Raw genomic sequence first — 14,755 nt, 5'->3', positions numbered from 1 at the left:
GCAGGGGCGCGGCTAATCTGATGGCATGACACAGATCGCACAGCTCTCTCCCGCGCCCGAAGATCAGGGGTACCACTATCAGGTGATGCGCCGCGCCATCGCCCTGATTGACGAGGCCGAGGACCCCAAGCAACTCGATTGGATCGCGGGCGAGATGGGCATGTCCGCCGCGCATTTCCAGCGGCTGTTCTCACGCTGGGTGGGGGTCTCGCCGAAGCGATACCAGCAGTATCTGATGCTGGATCAGGCCAAAGTCATGCTGCGCGACCGTTTCACCACGCTGGCGGCGGCGCATGAATTGGGGCTGTCGGGCAGCGGGCGGTTGCATGACCTTTTCCTGCGCTGGGAGGCGATGAGCCCCGGTGAGTTCGCCCGCAAGGGCGCGGGGCTGACGATCTACTGGGGTTGGTTCGACAGCCCCTTCGGCCCGACACTGGTGATGGGCACCGACAAGGGCATCTGCGGGCTCGCGCTGTCGTCGGAAGTGGGGGAGGATGCGGCGATGACGGATCTTTGCAGCCGCTGGCCGCTCGCCGATTTCGTGGAGGCCCCCGCGCGGTTGCAGGCATGGGTTGACGCGGCCTTTGGGCGGCGGAAAGACCCCGAGGCGAAGGCGCCGCTCTACCTTATCGGTGCGCCCTTTCAAATCAAGGTCTGGGAGGCGCTGCTGAGCATCCCCTCAGGGCAGGTGACCACCTATTCCGAAATCGCACAGAGCATCGGCAGCCCCCGCGCCGTGCGTGCCGTGGGCACAGCAGTAGGGCGCAATCCGGTGAGTTGGCTGATCCCCTGTCACCGGGCGCTGCGCAAAAGCGGGGGCTTGGGCGGCTACCACTGGGGGCTGCCGGTGAAACGCGCAATGCTCGCCTTCGAGGCGGCACGGGCAGAGGCGCAAACAACCCCATCTGGGCGGGTTTCTGCCGAATAGCGGTTATATGTAATGTTTTTGGGAACTTTGCGTGCCTATATTGCGTTCATGTCAAGATGCCCCGCCCGAACGGGGCCGCAAACATGAAGGCAGTAGACATGATTTCTTCGAAGATGACTTTGGCCGCCGCTCTGGCCGGCGCGATGACACTGGGTGCCTGTACGCAGCCGATCAATGGCGATCCCAACCAGCGGACCAAGAATGGCGCTTTGATCGGTGCGGGCGTCGGGGCCCTTGCCGGTGCGATTTCCGAAGGCGACGGCAAAGGCGCGCTGAAAGGCGCTTTGATCGGCGGCACGATCGGCGCGGGCGTCGGCTATTCGCTCGATAAGCAAGAGGCCGAGTTGCGCGCCGCGATGGACAGCCGCGTGGTGATCACCAACACCGGCGACCGTCTGATCGTGACCCTGCCGCAAGACATCCTCTTTGCGACCGACAGCACCAGCGTATCGCCCGCCCTGCGTGACGATCTGGCCGCGCTGGCGCAGAACGTGAACATCTATCAGAACTCCACCCTGCAAGTCGTGGGCCACACCGACAGCGATGGCGAAGCGGCCTACAACCAGCAGCTTTCCGAGCGTCGCGCGCAGGCCGTGGGCAACATCCTTCTGTCCAACGGCGTGCCGCAGCAGCGTTTGCAGACATTCGGTCGTGGCGAAAGCCAGCCCGTGGCAAGCAACCTGAGCGCCGCTGGCAAAGCGCAAAACCGCCGGGTCGAGATCGTGATCCTGCCCAACGCGCGCTAAACCGCCCTTAGAGAGTGACAGAGAACCCCGGCCAGTGGCCGGGGTTTTTTGTTGGCCTAAAGGTTGTCCTCGACCCCGAAACCCTTGGGGATGGCATCGCGCCCTTCGAGCAGAAGATCGGCCATGACCTCTGCCACTTTGGGGGCCATGCCGAAGCCGATTTTGAAGCCGCCGTTGGCGATGTAATGCCCCGGCTTGCCCGGCCACGGCCCCAGCATCGGCGCGCGGCTGCGGCTGCGCGGGCGCAGCCCGGCCCAGCGTTCGACGACCGGCGCGTCTTGCAATGCGGGGACCGCCGCGCGGGCCTTGGCGATCACCGCGTCGAGCTGTGCATCGGTGCCGCCAGGGCTGTCATATTCTCGCTCAGTGGTGCCACCCACAGCCACCGTGCCATCCAGATGCGGGATCACATGGACCCCATCGGCAAAAAGCTGCGCTGCGCCGCCCCGGTCCAGCCGCAGGAGCGCGGCCTGCCCTTTGATGCCCGCGCCAACCAAACGCGGATGGCCCGCATTCAGCGCCTCCAGCCCCGCGACCCCAGTGGCCCAGAGGGTCAGACCCGTATCGGGGGCCTCGGCCACGATCTCAACGCCTTTGGCCGCCAGCGCCGCGACGAGGGCGGCACAGGCGTGGCGCGGGTAGACGAGGGCGCTGAGGGTGTCGCGGATCAGCCAGCCCGTGGGGCTCTGCGGGGCCCAATCGCTGCTCTCGGCGCGGATCAACTCCCACCGGGCGCGGCCTTGCCAAAGTTCGGCTGCCGTGTCCTGCCGTTGCCGTGCCAGCGCGAGGGCCGCGTCATCCGCAACCGGCTGCAAGCGCCCGCTGCGGATATAGCCGGACGCGCGACCGCCCGCAGCCTCGACCTCGGCCCAGAAGGCTTCGGCGCTGAGCAGGCTCTCAAGCTGAAAGGCTTTCTTGGCGTTCCAATTTTCCGGCACATGCGGCGCCAGCGCGCCCACGATCCCGCCCGACGCCCCCGCCGCCGGTCCTGCCGGATCGACCATACGGACCACCGCCCCGCGCCGGACGCAGGCCCAAGCCACCGACAGGCCAAAAATCCCGGCCCCTCTTACGGTTACATCCACCATTGCCATTCCCCGCCAGCTTGCGCAGTGTCTGCGCGACTTCTTTCCCCCTCTAGCAGGACGTGCCGTGCCAGACCAGAATGCCCAGATCACGTGGCGCGCGGGCCAAGTGCCCGTCTCGACCCAGTTCGATGACCCCTACTTCAGCTTGGAGGATGGCGCGGCAGAGACGGCCTATGTCTTTCTGGCGGGCAATGACCTGCCCGAGAGGTTCCGCCCCGGCTTTCACATCGCCGAGCTTGGCTTTGGCACCGGGTTGAACCTGTTGCTGGCATGGGATGCTTGGATGCGGGCGGGCCATGACGGGCCGCTGCATTTCACCAGTTTCGAAGCCTACCCGATGCACCCAGAGGATATGGCGCAGGCCCATGCGGCCTTTCCCGCGCTCGACGGGCGGCGCGATGCGCTGACGGCGGCGTGGGATGACACGGGTGGCGTGTTGGAACTGCCCGGCCTGCGGGCCGAGATCATCATCGGCGACGCACGCGAAACCCTGCCCGCGTGGCAAGGGCAGGCGGATGCATGGTTCCTCGACGGTTTCTCTCCGGCCAAGAACCCCGAGCTTTGGGGCGATGACCTGATGGCCGAGGTGGCGCGTCATACTGCGCCGGGTGGCACCGCCGCGACCTATACCGCCGCGGGCTTCGTGCGCCGTGCGCTTGCCGCGGGCGGTTTCGAGGTTGCCCGCATCCCCGGCTATGGCCGCAAACGCCATATGACCCGCGCGCGGATGCCCGCATGAGCCAGTCCAACAACATCCCGCTCGGCATCATGCTGATGATCGCCACGACGATGGTCTTTGCCGTTCAAGACGGGCTGTCACGCCATCTGGCCGAGAACTACAATGTGCTGATGGTGGTGATGATCCGCTATTGGTTTTTCGCGGCCTTCGTGATTGCGCTGGCATTGCGCAAGGCGGGCGGCATCCGCCGCGCCGCCGCCACGACACAGCCCGCGGTGCAAATCCTGCGGGGCGTGCTGCTCTCGGCGCAGATTTGCACGATGGTGCTGGGCTTCACCATTCTGGGGTTGGTGGAGAGCCATGCGGTCTTTACCTGCTACCCGCTTTTGGTGGCAGCGCTGTCTGGCCCGATCTTGGGTGAGAAAGTCGGCTGGCGGCGGTGGGCCGCGATTGGTGTGGGCTTTGTCGGGGTGCTGGTGATCTTGCAACCCGGGCTTCGCGTGGTGGACCCTGCCGCCGCGATCCCGCTGGCAGGGGCGGCGATGTTTGCAGTCTATGGCTTGCTGACTCGCTATGTCGCGCGGCGCGACACGACGGCGACAAGTTTCTTCTGGACGGGCGTGACCGGTGCGGCGGTCATGACGGCGGTGGGCATCTGGTTTTGGGAGCCGATGACGCCGGGCAACTGGCTGCTGATGGGCACGCTTTGCATCACCGGGGTCACGGGCCATTGGCTGCTGATCCGTTGCTACGAGGTGGCCGAGGCCAGCGCGGTGCAGCCCTTCGCCTATACGCAACTGATCTTTACCGTGATCATCGGCCTGTCGGTCTTTAACGAGGTGCTCCGCCCCAGCGTGGTGCTGGGCGCGGGCATGATCGTGGCGGCAGGGCTGTTCACCCTATGGCGCGAACGCCTTCAACGTCGATCCGGTTAACTCTTCGCTAAAGGGGATCGGCAGCGGGTCTTTTCCCAGACGGGCGCGATAGACGGGCAGGCTTTCGGTCACCCGCATGACGTAGTTCTGCGTCTCACGAAAGGGGATCATCTCGATCCAATCGACGATGTCGATCTCACCCTTGCGCGGGTCGCCATAGGTCGCCATCCAGCGCCGCGGGCGGCTGGGGCCCGCGTTATAGGCCGCCGACATCATGGAGACATTGCCGTCGAAAAGCCCCGCCATCTGCGACAGATAGGTCGCGCCAAGCCGCGCGTTGTAATCGGGGTCGGCGGTCAGCCGGTCCGTCGTGTGCTGGCCTGAGATGCCCAGATCGCGCGCCACGTCCCGCGCCGTGGCGGGCATGATCTGCATCAAGCCCCGCGCGCCAACGCCACTTTGCACATTGGGGTCAAATTCGCTTTCACGCCGCGCGATGGCGAGGGTCATCTCGGTCGCCATCGGCAGGTCTTTCTCCACCAGACTGTGCAGCGCGTAATAGGGGGCGGGCACCTCCAGTCCCCGCTGCGCGGCGCGTTTGCCGATCATCACCGCGATATGCGGCTGGCCCACGTCGATGGCGGCTTGCCCCAGCAGGGCGATGTCTTCGGGGACGAGCTGTTCGGCCAAATGGGTCCAGAACCGCTCGGCGGTGGACAGCTCGCCCGAGGCTTGCAGCAGCAACCCGGCCTCGAACAGCGGCGCACGGGCCAGCGGGGAGCTGCGCCAGTCTTGTTCAGGTGCCGCGCCTGCGAGCTTTTCGTCAAAGGGGATGCCGCCCCGTTCGGCGGCCAGCAGCCCGTAGAAGGAGGTTTGGTATTCCGCCCCCATGGCATAGGCTTTCGCCGCGCCTTCGGCATCGCCCATCGCCTCTAACGCGCGGCCTTGCCAATAGCCCGCGCGGCCTTGGCTGATGGGGGATTCCACGGCGTTGTCATGGTTCTGGAAATGGCCCAAAGCGGTGGTGGGATCGTCCAAGAACCGCAGCGCGATATAGCCGGAGAGCCATTCGAGATCGGCATAGTTCGAGCCATCGGTCAGAAAATGCTGCGACGCCAGCCGGTAGGCCCTTTGCGCATCGCCATTGCGCATTTCATCCCGCGCCAAGGCGCGGCGGCGGTTGGCCCATTTGGGGGGCTGGCCGAGGGCCTCAGCCGAGGTCGAGCGCGCCAGCATCAAATCCTTGGCATCCTCGCGCAGCCCCTTGCGGATACGCCATTCAAAGCGGTCATGCGCCAACCCCGGCGCATCGGACTTGGAGGCGGGGAGCGCGTCGATCTTGGCGTTCACGTCGCTTTCCAGCGTTTGCAGGGCGATGCGGGTTTCCGCCAGCGCCCTATCGGCGCTTGGGACCAGATCGAACATCTGCCGCGCTTCGGAATGTTCGCGCTGCCAAAGCATCTCTTCGAGCCGCGCCGCGTGATGGGGGGCCAGAAGGCTGCCATGCGCCTCGACAAATAGCGCCTGACTGGTGGCGTTCATCGGCATGGTCCGCCACGCCAGTACGAGGTTCGCCTCGGCCTCACCGCGCTGCCCGCTGTTGATCAGCGCCTCGGCATGAGCCAGCACGCCGCGCGGGGTCTGCGGGGCCATCGCCGAAAAGAAATCCAGTATATCGCTTTCAGACTGTTTGATCACCGCGGCTTCGGTCTGTCTGCGCAAATACGCCTCACCGGGCCAGTCGGGCCTGCGGTTCAGGAAATCGCGAGCTTGCGTATAGGTGCCGCGCCCGGCGCGCAGCCGGTGCCATTCGATCACATCGGCGGCGACCTGCCCGTCACGGGCGGCCAGCGCCGCAGCCGCGTCCCAATTGCCGCTGCGCATCGCATCCATTGCCCAGCCCAAAGGCCGCGGGCGCTGCGCTTCCGCAGGCACGGTCAGGACAAAAACACTCATGAGGATCGCCATCAGGCGCGTCATCGCTTGCATTTCCCACGTCTCCGAGGCTAGAGCCTTGCAACATATGGCTTGGGCGCCGTTTATCAAACCGTAGCGCCCGCAAAAGCCCTCATCCAGTCCGGTTTTCCGCCGGCCAGCACTTAAGGAGCGTGCACATGTTCAAAGGCTCTCTGCCTGCCCTCGTCACGCCGTTTCGCAACGGCGCGCTGGATCTGGATACGCTTAAGAAACTTATCGAATGGCACATCGGCGAAGGGTCGAGCGGGCTCGTCCCCGTCGGCACCACCGGCGAATCCCCGACGCTGAGCCATGCCGAGCATGAGACCGTCGTCGAAGAGGTGGTCAAAGCCGTCGCGGGCCGCATCCCGGTCATCGCGGGCGCCGGGTCGAACAACACGGTCGAAAGCATCCGCCTCGCCCGTCACGCCGAAAAGGTCGGCGCGGATGCGCTGCTGGTGGTGACACCCTATTACAACAAGCCCACGCAGCGCGGGTTGGTGGCGCATTTCACCGCCGTGCATGACTGCTGTGACCTGCCGATCATCATTTACAATATCCCCGGCCGTTCGGTGGTGGATATGATGCCCGAAACGATGGGCGAACTGGCCGAGCTGCCGCGCATCGTCGGCGTCAAGGACGCCACCGGCGATCTGGCGCGCGTCTGCGATCAGCGCATTACCTGCGGCCCGGATTTCTGCCAGCTCTCGGGCGAAGATGCCACGGCGCATGGGTTCAACGCCCAAGGCGGCGTCGGCTGTATCTCGGTCACCGCTAATGTCGCGCCGCGCCTTGTGGCGCAGATGCAGGCCGCCTGTCTTGAGGGCGACTATGCCAAGGCGCTGGAATTGCAGGACCGTTTGATGCCGCTTCACAAGGCGATCTTTACCGAACCGGGGCTTGTGGGTGTGAAATACGCCATGTCGCGGCTCGACCTCTGCTCGGACGAGGTGCGTCTGCCGCTCACGGAACTGACCGACCCGACCAAGGAACTGGTCGATGCGGCCCTGCGCCATGCGGGGCTGATGAACTAAACCTAATGTAAACAGGTTGGCCGATACGAAGAGGGGGTGAAGACACCCCCTCTTTTGCGTTCAGCGTTTGCCGTAATAGAGGCCGACCACATGTTCGGCTTGGGCAAAGAACAGCCAGCGCGCGGTCAGCACCCCTGCCGCATGGCTGAGCACCGCGAGACCGGCGGCAAGGTGGTGGAACACGGGCGAGAACAACAGCAGCAGCGGCAGCAGCACCATCAGGGCAATCGCGATCACCCGCAGTTTCAGCGCATGTTTGCGCCCGATCTGATAGACGAATTCCCGCAACAGGTAGTTGGTGCCGGTATGGGGCGGCTCAAAGGCGCGGACACTGCCCTGCGGCCCCAACCGCGTCGCGCTCGCGATATCGCTGGTGGAGGCGGCAAACGCCCGATCCCCGCGCCACCATGTGGCGATCTGCACCGCCCCGGCCAGCGCCAGCAGGACCATCGCCGCCGTCACCTGCCCCGCCAGTAGGGCACCGCCCGCGATGCTGAGCGACAGGAAATTCAGCGGCGTCATCACGCTATGCCAGCGCGGCACGGTTTTCATCTGGGTATAGATCATCGCCGTGGTCAGCACCGTGAGCAGCGACAGCGCCGCACCGATTACCCCCAAGGGCCAGATCCGCGTGTCGTAAAACACCAACCCCGCGCCATAGGCGGCCATGATCAGCAAAGCGGCGACCGAGGCCCATGCCTCGCGGCTGAGCCAAGAGCTGCGCCATTGCGTGAAGGCCTTGAGCGCGCGCTCCGGGTGGCCAAGGTGGAAGGTCGATGCGATGAGTCCGCCCACGGCCAAGAGATAGGCCAGCGCGAAGAAGACGAAGGCGACCCAGCCGGTCACCGCAGGCATGCCGATGCCGAGCCATGCCAATAGACCGAACCCCATGCCCGACAGGCTGCTGAACAGAATAACGGAAGGCGCCGGATGCATCAGAGCTTCTCCAAAGTGCGGTCGAGCCAGCCGAGGAAGCCCTTCGGCCCCTCGTCCACCGGGGCGAGGAAGGGGGCGAGCACGTCGATCTCGCCCTCGGGAGGGCCAAGCGTGTCACGCGGGCGCGGCGGCAGGTATTTGTTGACCGGTTTGGTGCCCTGTTCGGGCATCAGGTCCACGCCACCACGCTCTGCCACCAACTGGCTGACCGCGCTGTCCGGATCGCCCAGATCGCCGAAATGCCGCGCGCCCGCGGGGCAGGTGCGCACGCAGGCGGGCTGGCGGTCTTCCTCGGGCAGGTTCTCGTTGTAGATCCGGTCGACGCAGAGGGTGCATTTCTTCATCACGCCGGCTGCCTGATCCATCTCGCGCGCGCCGTAGGGGCAGGCCCAAGCGCAGAGGCCGCAGCCGATGCAATCGCTTTCGTTGACCAGCACGATGCCGTCCTCGACCCGCTTGTAGCTGGCCCCCGTCGGACAGACGGTGACGCAGGGCGCGTCTTCGCAATGCAGGCAGGATTTGGGGAAATGGACCAGTTGCGCGGCGCCCGCCTCGGGCTGGACCTCGTAGCTGTGTACCCGGTTGAGGAAGGTGCCCGACGGGTCGCCGCCATAGGCGTCTTGGTCCGACAGCGGTGCGCCGTAGTTTTCGGTGTTCCAGCCCTTGCAAGAGATCACGCAGGCATGACAGCCGACGCAAGTATCAAGGTCGATCACGAGGCCGAGTTTGCGCTCGGTTTGGTCGGGAAGGGTGGTCATGGGCGGTGGTCCTGAAGGGTCGTTCTCGCGGCGCGGGGGGCGAAGGGGGTCATTTGCCCACCTTCCACGCGATGTCGCGCGGCGCGGGCGGGATAGGCGAGCGTTGCGGCGGGATCTCCGGTTGTGCCTCGGCAGGGGCCGCGGTCTTTTCGATATGGACCTTGAGGTCGAACCACGCAGCCTGTCCGGTGATCGGGTCGGAGTTGGACCAGCGCAGGCCGTCGCCCTTTGGGGGGAGAAGCTCGTGGATCAGGTGGTTCAGCAGAAAACCCTTCGTCGCTTCCGGCGCGTCGCGATCCAGCGCCCATGCGCCCTTGCGCTTGCCGATGGCATTCCACGTCCAGACGGTATGCGGGTTCAGCGCGGCCATCTCCATCACTGGCACGGTGATCCCGCCATGGGGCGAGGTCACCCGCGCCCAATCGCCGTCCTTCAGACCCTTCGCGCGCATGATCGCGGTGGGCAGGTAGAGCGGGTTGCGCCCGTGCAACTGCCGCAGCCAAGCGTTCTGGCTGCCCCATGAATGGTACATCGCCATCGGACGTTGGGTGAGGGCATGGACATCGTAGCCCTGCGTGCCCTCGGGGTCGCTTTCGTACCAATGCGGCAGCGGCGTCATGTATTGCTTGATGCGCGCGCGCAGATACTCGGGGGGCTGGCGGTCACCGTGACCCTCGGCGGCGAGCTGGAAGCGGCGCAGCGGCTCCACGTAGAGCGAGAAGAGATAGGGCTGCGGTGCGTCGTAAATCCCCATGCCCACGGCCCAGTCCTGATAGGCGGCGTTCCACGGTTTGTAGTACTGCGCCTCGGCGGGAATGTGATGGGCCGAGAAGCCGCCGTTTTCAATGTAGCGGTCGATCTGCTCGGGGTTCGGGGCGCCGCGGCCGCTTTGGGTGCCGTCCTCTCCGCGGAACCCCGCCAGCGGCCCGATGCCGGGGCGGCGTTCGTGGTTGGTGATGTAATCGGCGTAGTCGCGGTACTTTTGACTGCCGTCCTCGTTCACGAACCCGGGCAGGTCCAGCCGCGCGCCAAGATCGCAGAGCACCGACTGGAAGCCGCGCACGTCGCGGTTCGGCTCAACGACCGGCCAGCGGATCGCATCGGCGGCGGCGTCGGCCTCGCTGATCGGGCGGTCGAGGAGCGAGATGCAATCGTGACGCTCCAGATAGGTCGTGTCGGGCAGGATCAGGTCGGCATAGGCCACCATCTCCGACGAATAGGCGTCGGAATAGATGATGCGCGGGATCACGTAGTCGCCGTTCTCGTCGGTGTCGGTCAGCATTTCCATCACCCCGCCGGGGTTCATGGAGGAGTTCCACGACATGTTGGCCATATAAAGAAACAGCGTGTCGATCTTGTAGGGATCGCCCGCATGGGCGTTTGAGATCACCATATGCATCAGCCCATGGGCCGACATCGGGTTCTCCCAAGTAAACGCCTTGTCGATCCGCGCGGGGCTGCCATCGGGGCACAGCGCCAGATCGTCGGGGCCTTGCACGAAACCCAGATGCGGCCCGTCGAGCGGCCCGCCGGGCGTGGCCTTACAATGCGGTTTGGGATGCGCCGTGGCGGGCTTGGGGTAGGGTGGTTTGAAGCGGAAGCCGCCCGGCACCTCCACGGTGCCGAGGATGATCTGCAGCACATGCAGCGCGCGGCAGGTCTGGAAGCCGTTGGCATGGGCCGAGATGCCGCGCATGGCGTGGAAGGACACGGGCCGACCGATCATCTTCTCGTGGCGCTCGCCCCGGAAATCGGTCCAAGGCTGGTCGAGCTCGAAGGCTTCGTCGAAGGCCACGCGCGCCAGTTCCGCCGCGATGGCGCGGATGCGCGGCGCCGGGATGCCGCAGCGCTCGGCCACGGCCTCGGGGGTGTAGTCCTCGCCAAGGTACTCTTCGGCCATCTTGTGGAACACCGGGCGGTGCGTGATGCCGCCCGCGCGGTAGGTGGCCGAGAGGTCGGGGCGCACGCCGGGTTGGTCGAAGGGGGTGAGCTTGCGGGTCTTGCGGTCGATCACCAGCGCCTTGCCGTCCGTGTCGCGCAGTTGCAGGCCGAATTCGGGCGACTTCGGGTCGCCGTTCAGCAGCACCGGCGCGTCGGTGTAGCGCGCGAGGTAGTCCAGATCGATGCGCCCGGCCTTCATCAGGCAGTGGATCAGCGACAGGATGAACAGCCCGTCGGTCCCGGGCGTGATGCCGACCCAATCGTCGGCGATGGCGTTATAGCCGGTGCGGATGGGGTTCACCCCGATTACCCGCGCGCCGCGTTTCTTGAGCTTGCCCAGCCCCATCTTGATCGGGTTGCTGTCGTGATCCTCGGCCACGCCGAAGAGCATGAAGAGCTTGGTGTGGTCCCAATCAGGCTGGCCGAACTCCCAGAAGGCGCCACCCATAGTATAGATCCCCGCCGTCGCCATGTTGACCGAGCAGAAGCCGCCATGCGCCGCATAATTCGGCGTGCCAAAGGCCTGCGCCCAGAGCGAGGTGAAGCTCTGCGACTGGTCGCGCCCGGTGAAAAAGGCGAGTTTCTCTGGCGCCTCATGGCGTAGCGGCTCCAGCCAGCCGGTGGCGATCTCAAGCGCCTCGGCCCAGCTGATGTCCTCGAATTCGCCCGAGCCGCGGGGGCCCACGCGTTTCATCGGGTTGCGCAGCCGCGCGGGGGAATTGTGCTGCATGATCCCCGCCGAGCCCTTGGCGCAGAGCACGCCGCGATTCACCGGGTGGTCGCGGTTGCCCTCGATATAGGCGACCTTGCCTTTCTTAATGTGCACGTTGATGCCGCAGCGGCAGGCGCACATGTAGCAGGTCGTGCGGCGGACCTCGTCCGAGACCTTGGGCGACAGATCGAGCGGCGGCTGGGAATGCGTCATGAGGGGGCGGGGGCTTTCAGCAGGGCAAGCGCTTGGCGCGCGATATGTTTCTCTTCGGCGGCGGGGATGACCCATGAGGGAATATTTCCCGCCCAGCGGAGGTTTGCAAGAACCTTTTCCCTCACCGCGGAATCGTTTTCGCCAATCCCGCCGGTGAAGGCGATGCCGTCGATCCCGCCCATCGCGGCGATCATCGACCCGGCCTGACGGGTGATCCAGTAGCAAAAGTGGTCGCGGGCAAAGCGGGCGCTTTCGCTATCGCTTTCCGCCAGTTGGCGCATGTCGGCGGTCTGGCCCGACAGGCCGAGCAACCCGCTTTCGTGGTGCAGCAATCTCTGCGCGGCTTCCAGTCCGAGATCGCCCACCAGATGCAACACCGCGCCCGCGTCGATCTCTCCCGCGCGGGTGCCCATGGTCAGCCCGCCCAAGGGTGAGAATCCCATGGTGGTGGCGACCGATTTCCCATCGCGGATCGCGCAGAGGGAGGCGCCGTTGCCCAGATGCAGCGCCAAGAGGCGCGGGGGCAGGTCCGCGCCGGTTTGCGCGGTGAAATTCCGCGCGAGGCTCTCGTAGCTGATCCCGTGGAAGCCGTAGCGGCGCAGGGCGGCGGTCTCGGGCTTCTCGGGCAGCGCGTAGCGGCGCGCCACGTCCGGGTTGGTGCGGTGAAAGCCCGTGTCGAAAGCGGCGAATTGCGGCAGCTCCGGCATCAGCGCTGCAAGGGCGTCGATGGCGCTGAGGTGATGCGGATTGTGCAGCGGGGCCAACGGTTGCGCCGCGGCGATGGCGGCGCGCACGGCGGGGGTGACTTCCGTTGTCTCAGCTAAATCCGGGCCGCCGTGCACCACGCGATGCGCGGCGGCGCTGAGGTCAGCGGTCGCGATCCCCGTGTCACGCAGCCCTGCCAGAATGGCGGTGAAGGCGGTGCGGTGATCGGGCAGCGCAAGGGGCCGTGCCGGAGCCTTTCCCACACGCAGGGCGCCGGACTGGCCGATGCCCTGCGCTTCGATCCGCAGGGTTTCAGACAGCCCGCCGTCAAAGACCGCCGCCTTGATCGACGACGATCCCGCATTGACGACGAGCACCAGCCCCATGGCTCAGACCCGTTGCGGGCGCATGTCATCCCGGCTGATCCCGGCGACGGAGACCGGTTTCTTCATCGCGTCGCGGCGGAAGGGCTCGCCCAGTTCCTGGTTGAGCAGCACCTCGATGAAGGTGGTCTTACCGTCATTCATCTGCGCCTTGATCGCGCGGTCCAACGCCTCGGTCAGTTCCTCCATCGACGAGACCTGCACCCCCTCGACCCCGCAGGCCTTGGCGATCCCGGCATAGGAGACTTCCTGCGCCAGTTCGGTGCCGACGAAATTGTCGTCGAACCAAAGCGTCGTGTTCCGCTTCTCCGCGCCCCATTGGTAGTTGCGGAAGATCACCATGGTCACGGCGGGCCAGTCGTCGCGGTTCACACTGACCATCTCGTTCATGGAAATGCCGAAGGCGCCATCCCCGGCAAAGCCGACTACTGGCACGTCCGGGCAGGCGATCTTGGCCCCGCAGATCGCCGGGAAACCATAGCCGCAGGGGCCAAAGAGGCCGGGGGCGAGGTATTTGCGCCCCGCCTCGAAGGTCGGGTAGGCGTTGCCGATGGCGCAGTTGTTGCCGATATCGGAACTGATGATCGCCTCGGTCGGCAGGGCTTTCTGGATCGCGCGCCATGCCATGCGGGGCGACATTTTCTCGGGCTCGCGGTCGCGGGCGCGTTCGTTCCATGTGGTGCCGGGGTCGTCCTCCTCGTGGTCCATAGAGGTGAGTTCTTGCGCCCATGCGGATTTGGTCTGGGCGATCAGGTTGCGCCGTTCGTCGCGGCCCGCATCGCCTGCATCCTCGGTCAGCCGGTCGAAAATGCTCCGTGCCACCTTGCCCGCGTCGCCGACGATACCGACGCTGACCTTCTTGGTCAGACCAATGCGGTCGGGGTTTATGTCGACCTGAATGATCTTGGCGTCCTTGGGCCAATAGTCGATGCCATAGCCCGGCAGGGTTGAGAAGGGGTTGAGCCTTGTGCCGAGCGCCAGAACCACATCGGCCTTGGCGATCAACTCCATCGCTGCTTTGGAGCCGTTGTAACCCAGCGGCCCGACCGAGAGCGGGTGCGAGCCTGGGAAGGCGTCATTGTGCTGATAACCGCAGCAGACCGGCGCATCGAGACGCTCGGCCAGTTGGCGCGCGTCGTCGATCGCGCCGCCGATCACCACGCCCGCGCCGTTCAGGATCACCGGGAATTTCGCCTTCGAGAGCAGTTCCGCCGCCTCGGCAATCGCCGTCTCCCCACCCGAGGGGCGCTCGAACTCGACGATGGCGGGCAACTCGATGTCGATCACCTGCGTCCAGAAATCGCGGGGGATGTTGATCTGGGCGGGGGCGGAGTGGCGTTTGGCCTGAAGGATCACGCGGTTCAGCGTCTCGGCGATGCGGCTGGGGTCGCGGACCTCCTCCTGATAGGCGACCATGTCGCGGAAGAGCGCCATCTGCTCGACCTCCTGAAAGCCGCCCTGACCGATGGTCTTGTTCGCCGCCTGCGGGGTCACCAGCAAAAGCGGCGTGTGGTTCCAGTAGGCGGTTTTCACCGGCGTCACGAAATTGGTGATGCCAGGCCCGTTCTGCGCCACCATCATCGACATCCGCCCCGAGGCGCGGGTGTAGCCATCGGCCATCATGCCCGAATTGCACTCATGCGCGCCGTCGTAAAAGGTGATCCCGGCGGCGGGGAAAAGGTCGGAAATCGGCATCATGGCCGAGCCGATAATGCCAAAGGCCGTGTCGATCCCATGCATCTGAAGGGTTTTGACGAAGGCTTCTTCGGTGGTCATTTTCATCGCGCGATCCTTTGGGCAT

At 65.5% G+C, this 14,755-nt stretch carries 12 protein-coding genes; 5 read left to right on the top strand and 7 right to left on the bottom strand.

The genetic code is table 11. The annotated features are described in order from the left end of the window. Positions 1-25 precede the first annotated feature (25 nt). Complete coding sequence (locus tag ACGYLA_RS00880) at positions 26-928, top strand: methylated-DNA--[protein]-cysteine S-methyltransferase (protein ID WP_394429564.1); 903 nt, start codon at positions 26-28, stop codon at positions 926-928. A gap of 98 nt (positions 929-1,026) precedes the next feature. Beyond that, positions 1,027-1,674, top strand: a complete 648-nt coding sequence (locus ACGYLA_RS00875) for an OmpA family protein (RefSeq protein ID WP_394429562.1) — start codon at positions 1,027-1,029, stop codon at positions 1,672-1,674. Positions 1,675-1,730: 56 nt separating this feature from the next. Here the strand turns inward: ACGYLA_RS00875 and ACGYLA_RS00870 are convergent, their stop codons facing one another. Then, positions 1,731-2,768, bottom strand: a complete 1,038-nt coding sequence (locus tag ACGYLA_RS00870) for an NAD(P)/FAD-dependent oxidoreductase (protein WP_394429560.1) — start codon at positions 2,766-2,768, stop codon at positions 1,731-1,733. Positions 2,769-2,826: 58 nt separating this feature from the next. On the opposite strand from ACGYLA_RS00870, the gene mnmD reads away from it, so the two are divergent. Next, a complete protein-coding gene (gene mnmD / locus ACGYLA_RS00865; protein WP_394429558.1) occupies positions 2,827-3,501 on the top strand; it encodes a tRNA (5-methylaminomethyl-2-thiouridine)(34)-methyltransferase MnmD in 675 nt (224 codons plus the stop codon). Beyond that, the gene (locus ACGYLA_RS00860; protein WP_271688438.1) at positions 3,498-4,376 is read left to right on the top strand and encodes a DMT family transporter; all 879 of its coding nucleotides are present in this window, start codon (positions 3,498-3,500) and stop codon (positions 4,374-4,376) included. The genes mnmD and ACGYLA_RS00860 overlap by 4 nt, the downstream gene beginning before the upstream one ends. Here ACGYLA_RS00860 and ACGYLA_RS00855 read toward each other — a convergent pair. After that, positions 4,341-6,305, bottom strand: a complete 1,965-nt coding sequence (locus ACGYLA_RS00855; protein ID WP_394429556.1) for a transglycosylase SLT domain-containing protein — start codon at positions 6,303-6,305, stop codon at positions 4,341-4,343. The genes ACGYLA_RS00860 and ACGYLA_RS00855 overlap by 36 nt on opposite strands. A 125-nt stretch (positions 6,306-6,430) precedes the next feature. Between ACGYLA_RS00855 and dapA the strand changes: the two genes are divergently transcribed. Beyond that, entirely contained in the window at positions 6,431-7,306 is an 876-nt protein-coding gene (gene dapA, locus ACGYLA_RS00850) for a 4-hydroxy-tetrahydrodipicolinate synthase (protein WP_271692515.1), read from the top strand. 60 nt (positions 7,307-7,366) lie between these two features. Here the strand turns inward: dapA and ACGYLA_RS00845 are convergent, their stop codons facing one another. From ACGYLA_RS00845 to xsc, 5 genes are read right to left on the bottom strand one after another with little or no spacing between them, the layout of a single operon-like run. Continuing rightward, complete coding sequence (locus ACGYLA_RS00845; RefSeq protein WP_394429554.1) at positions 7,367-8,242, bottom strand: dimethyl sulfoxide reductase anchor subunit family protein; 876 nt, start codon at positions 8,240-8,242, stop codon at positions 7,367-7,369. After that, on the bottom strand, positions 8,242-9,000 hold the full coding sequence (locus ACGYLA_RS00840) for a 4Fe-4S dicluster domain-containing protein (RefSeq protein ID WP_394411054.1): 759 nt from the start codon (positions 8,998-9,000) through the stop codon (positions 8,242-8,244). The genes ACGYLA_RS00845 and ACGYLA_RS00840 overlap by 1 nt, the downstream gene beginning before the upstream one ends. A gap of 49 nt (positions 9,001-9,049) precedes the next feature. After that, complete coding sequence (locus ACGYLA_RS00835; RefSeq protein ID WP_394429552.1) at positions 9,050-11,866, bottom strand: molybdopterin oxidoreductase family protein; 2,817 nt, start codon at positions 11,864-11,866, stop codon at positions 9,050-9,052. Continuing rightward, positions 11,863-12,957: an acetate/propionate family kinase gene (locus ACGYLA_RS00830; RefSeq protein WP_394429550.1), complete on the bottom strand. Its 1,095-nt coding sequence runs from the start codon at positions 12,955-12,957 to the stop codon at positions 11,863-11,865. The genes ACGYLA_RS00835 and ACGYLA_RS00830 overlap by 4 nt, the downstream gene beginning before the upstream one ends. Positions 12,958-12,960: 3 nt before the next feature. Continuing rightward, the gene (xsc, locus tag ACGYLA_RS00825; protein WP_394429548.1) at positions 12,961-14,736 is read right to left on the bottom strand and encodes a sulfoacetaldehyde acetyltransferase; all 1,776 of its coding nucleotides are present in this window, start codon (positions 14,734-14,736) and stop codon (positions 12,961-12,963) included. Positions 14,737-14,755: the final 19 nt, after the last annotated feature.

This window comes from Sulfitobacter sp. 1A13679, assembly GCF_043557115.1.
Classification (GTDB): domain Bacteria; phylum Pseudomonadota; class Alphaproteobacteria; order Rhodobacterales; family Rhodobacteraceae; genus Sulfitobacter; species Sulfitobacter faviae.
Note: the sequence above shows the minus strand (reverse complement) of the source record. Positions and strands in the feature narration are given on the sequence as shown.

Coding starts and splice junctions, on each gene's coding strand:
- ACGYLA_RS00880 (WP_394429564.1), top strand. CDS start 26: ATGACACAGATCGCACAGCTCTCTCCCGCGCCCGAAGATCAGGGGTAC.
- ACGYLA_RS00875 (WP_394429562.1), top strand. CDS start 1,027: ATGATTTCTTCGAAGATGACTTTGGCCGCCGCTCTGGCCGGCGCGATG.
- ACGYLA_RS00870 (WP_394429560.1), bottom strand. CDS start 2,768: ATGGCAATGGTGGATGTAACCGTAAGAGGGGCCGGGATTTTTGGCCTG.
- ACGYLA_RS00860 (WP_271688438.1), top strand. CDS start 3,498: ATGAGCCAGTCCAACAACATCCCGCTCGGCATCATGCTGATGATCGCC.
- ACGYLA_RS00855 (WP_394429556.1), bottom strand. CDS start 6,305: ATGCAAGCGATGACGCGCCTGATGGCGATCCTCATGAGTGTTTTTGTC.
- dapA (WP_271692515.1), top strand. CDS start 6,431: ATGTTCAAAGGCTCTCTGCCTGCCCTCGTCACGCCGTTTCGCAACGGC.
- ACGYLA_RS00845 (WP_394429554.1), bottom strand. CDS start 8,242: ATGCATCCGGCGCCTTCCGTTATTCTGTTCAGCAGCCTGTCGGGCATG.
- ACGYLA_RS00840 (WP_394411054.1), bottom strand. CDS start 9,000: ATGACCACCCTTCCCGACCAAACCGAGCGCAAACTCGGCCTCGTGATC.
- ACGYLA_RS00835 (WP_394429552.1), bottom strand. CDS start 11,866: ATGACGCATTCCCAGCCGCCGCTCGATCTGTCGCCCAAGGTCTCGGAC.
- ACGYLA_RS00830 (WP_394429550.1), bottom strand. CDS start 12,957: ATGGGGCTGGTGCTCGTCGTCAATGCGGGATCGTCGTCGATCAAGGCG.
- xsc (WP_394429548.1), bottom strand. CDS start 14,736: ATGAAAATGACCACCGAAGAAGCCTTCGTCAAAACCCTTCAGATGCAT.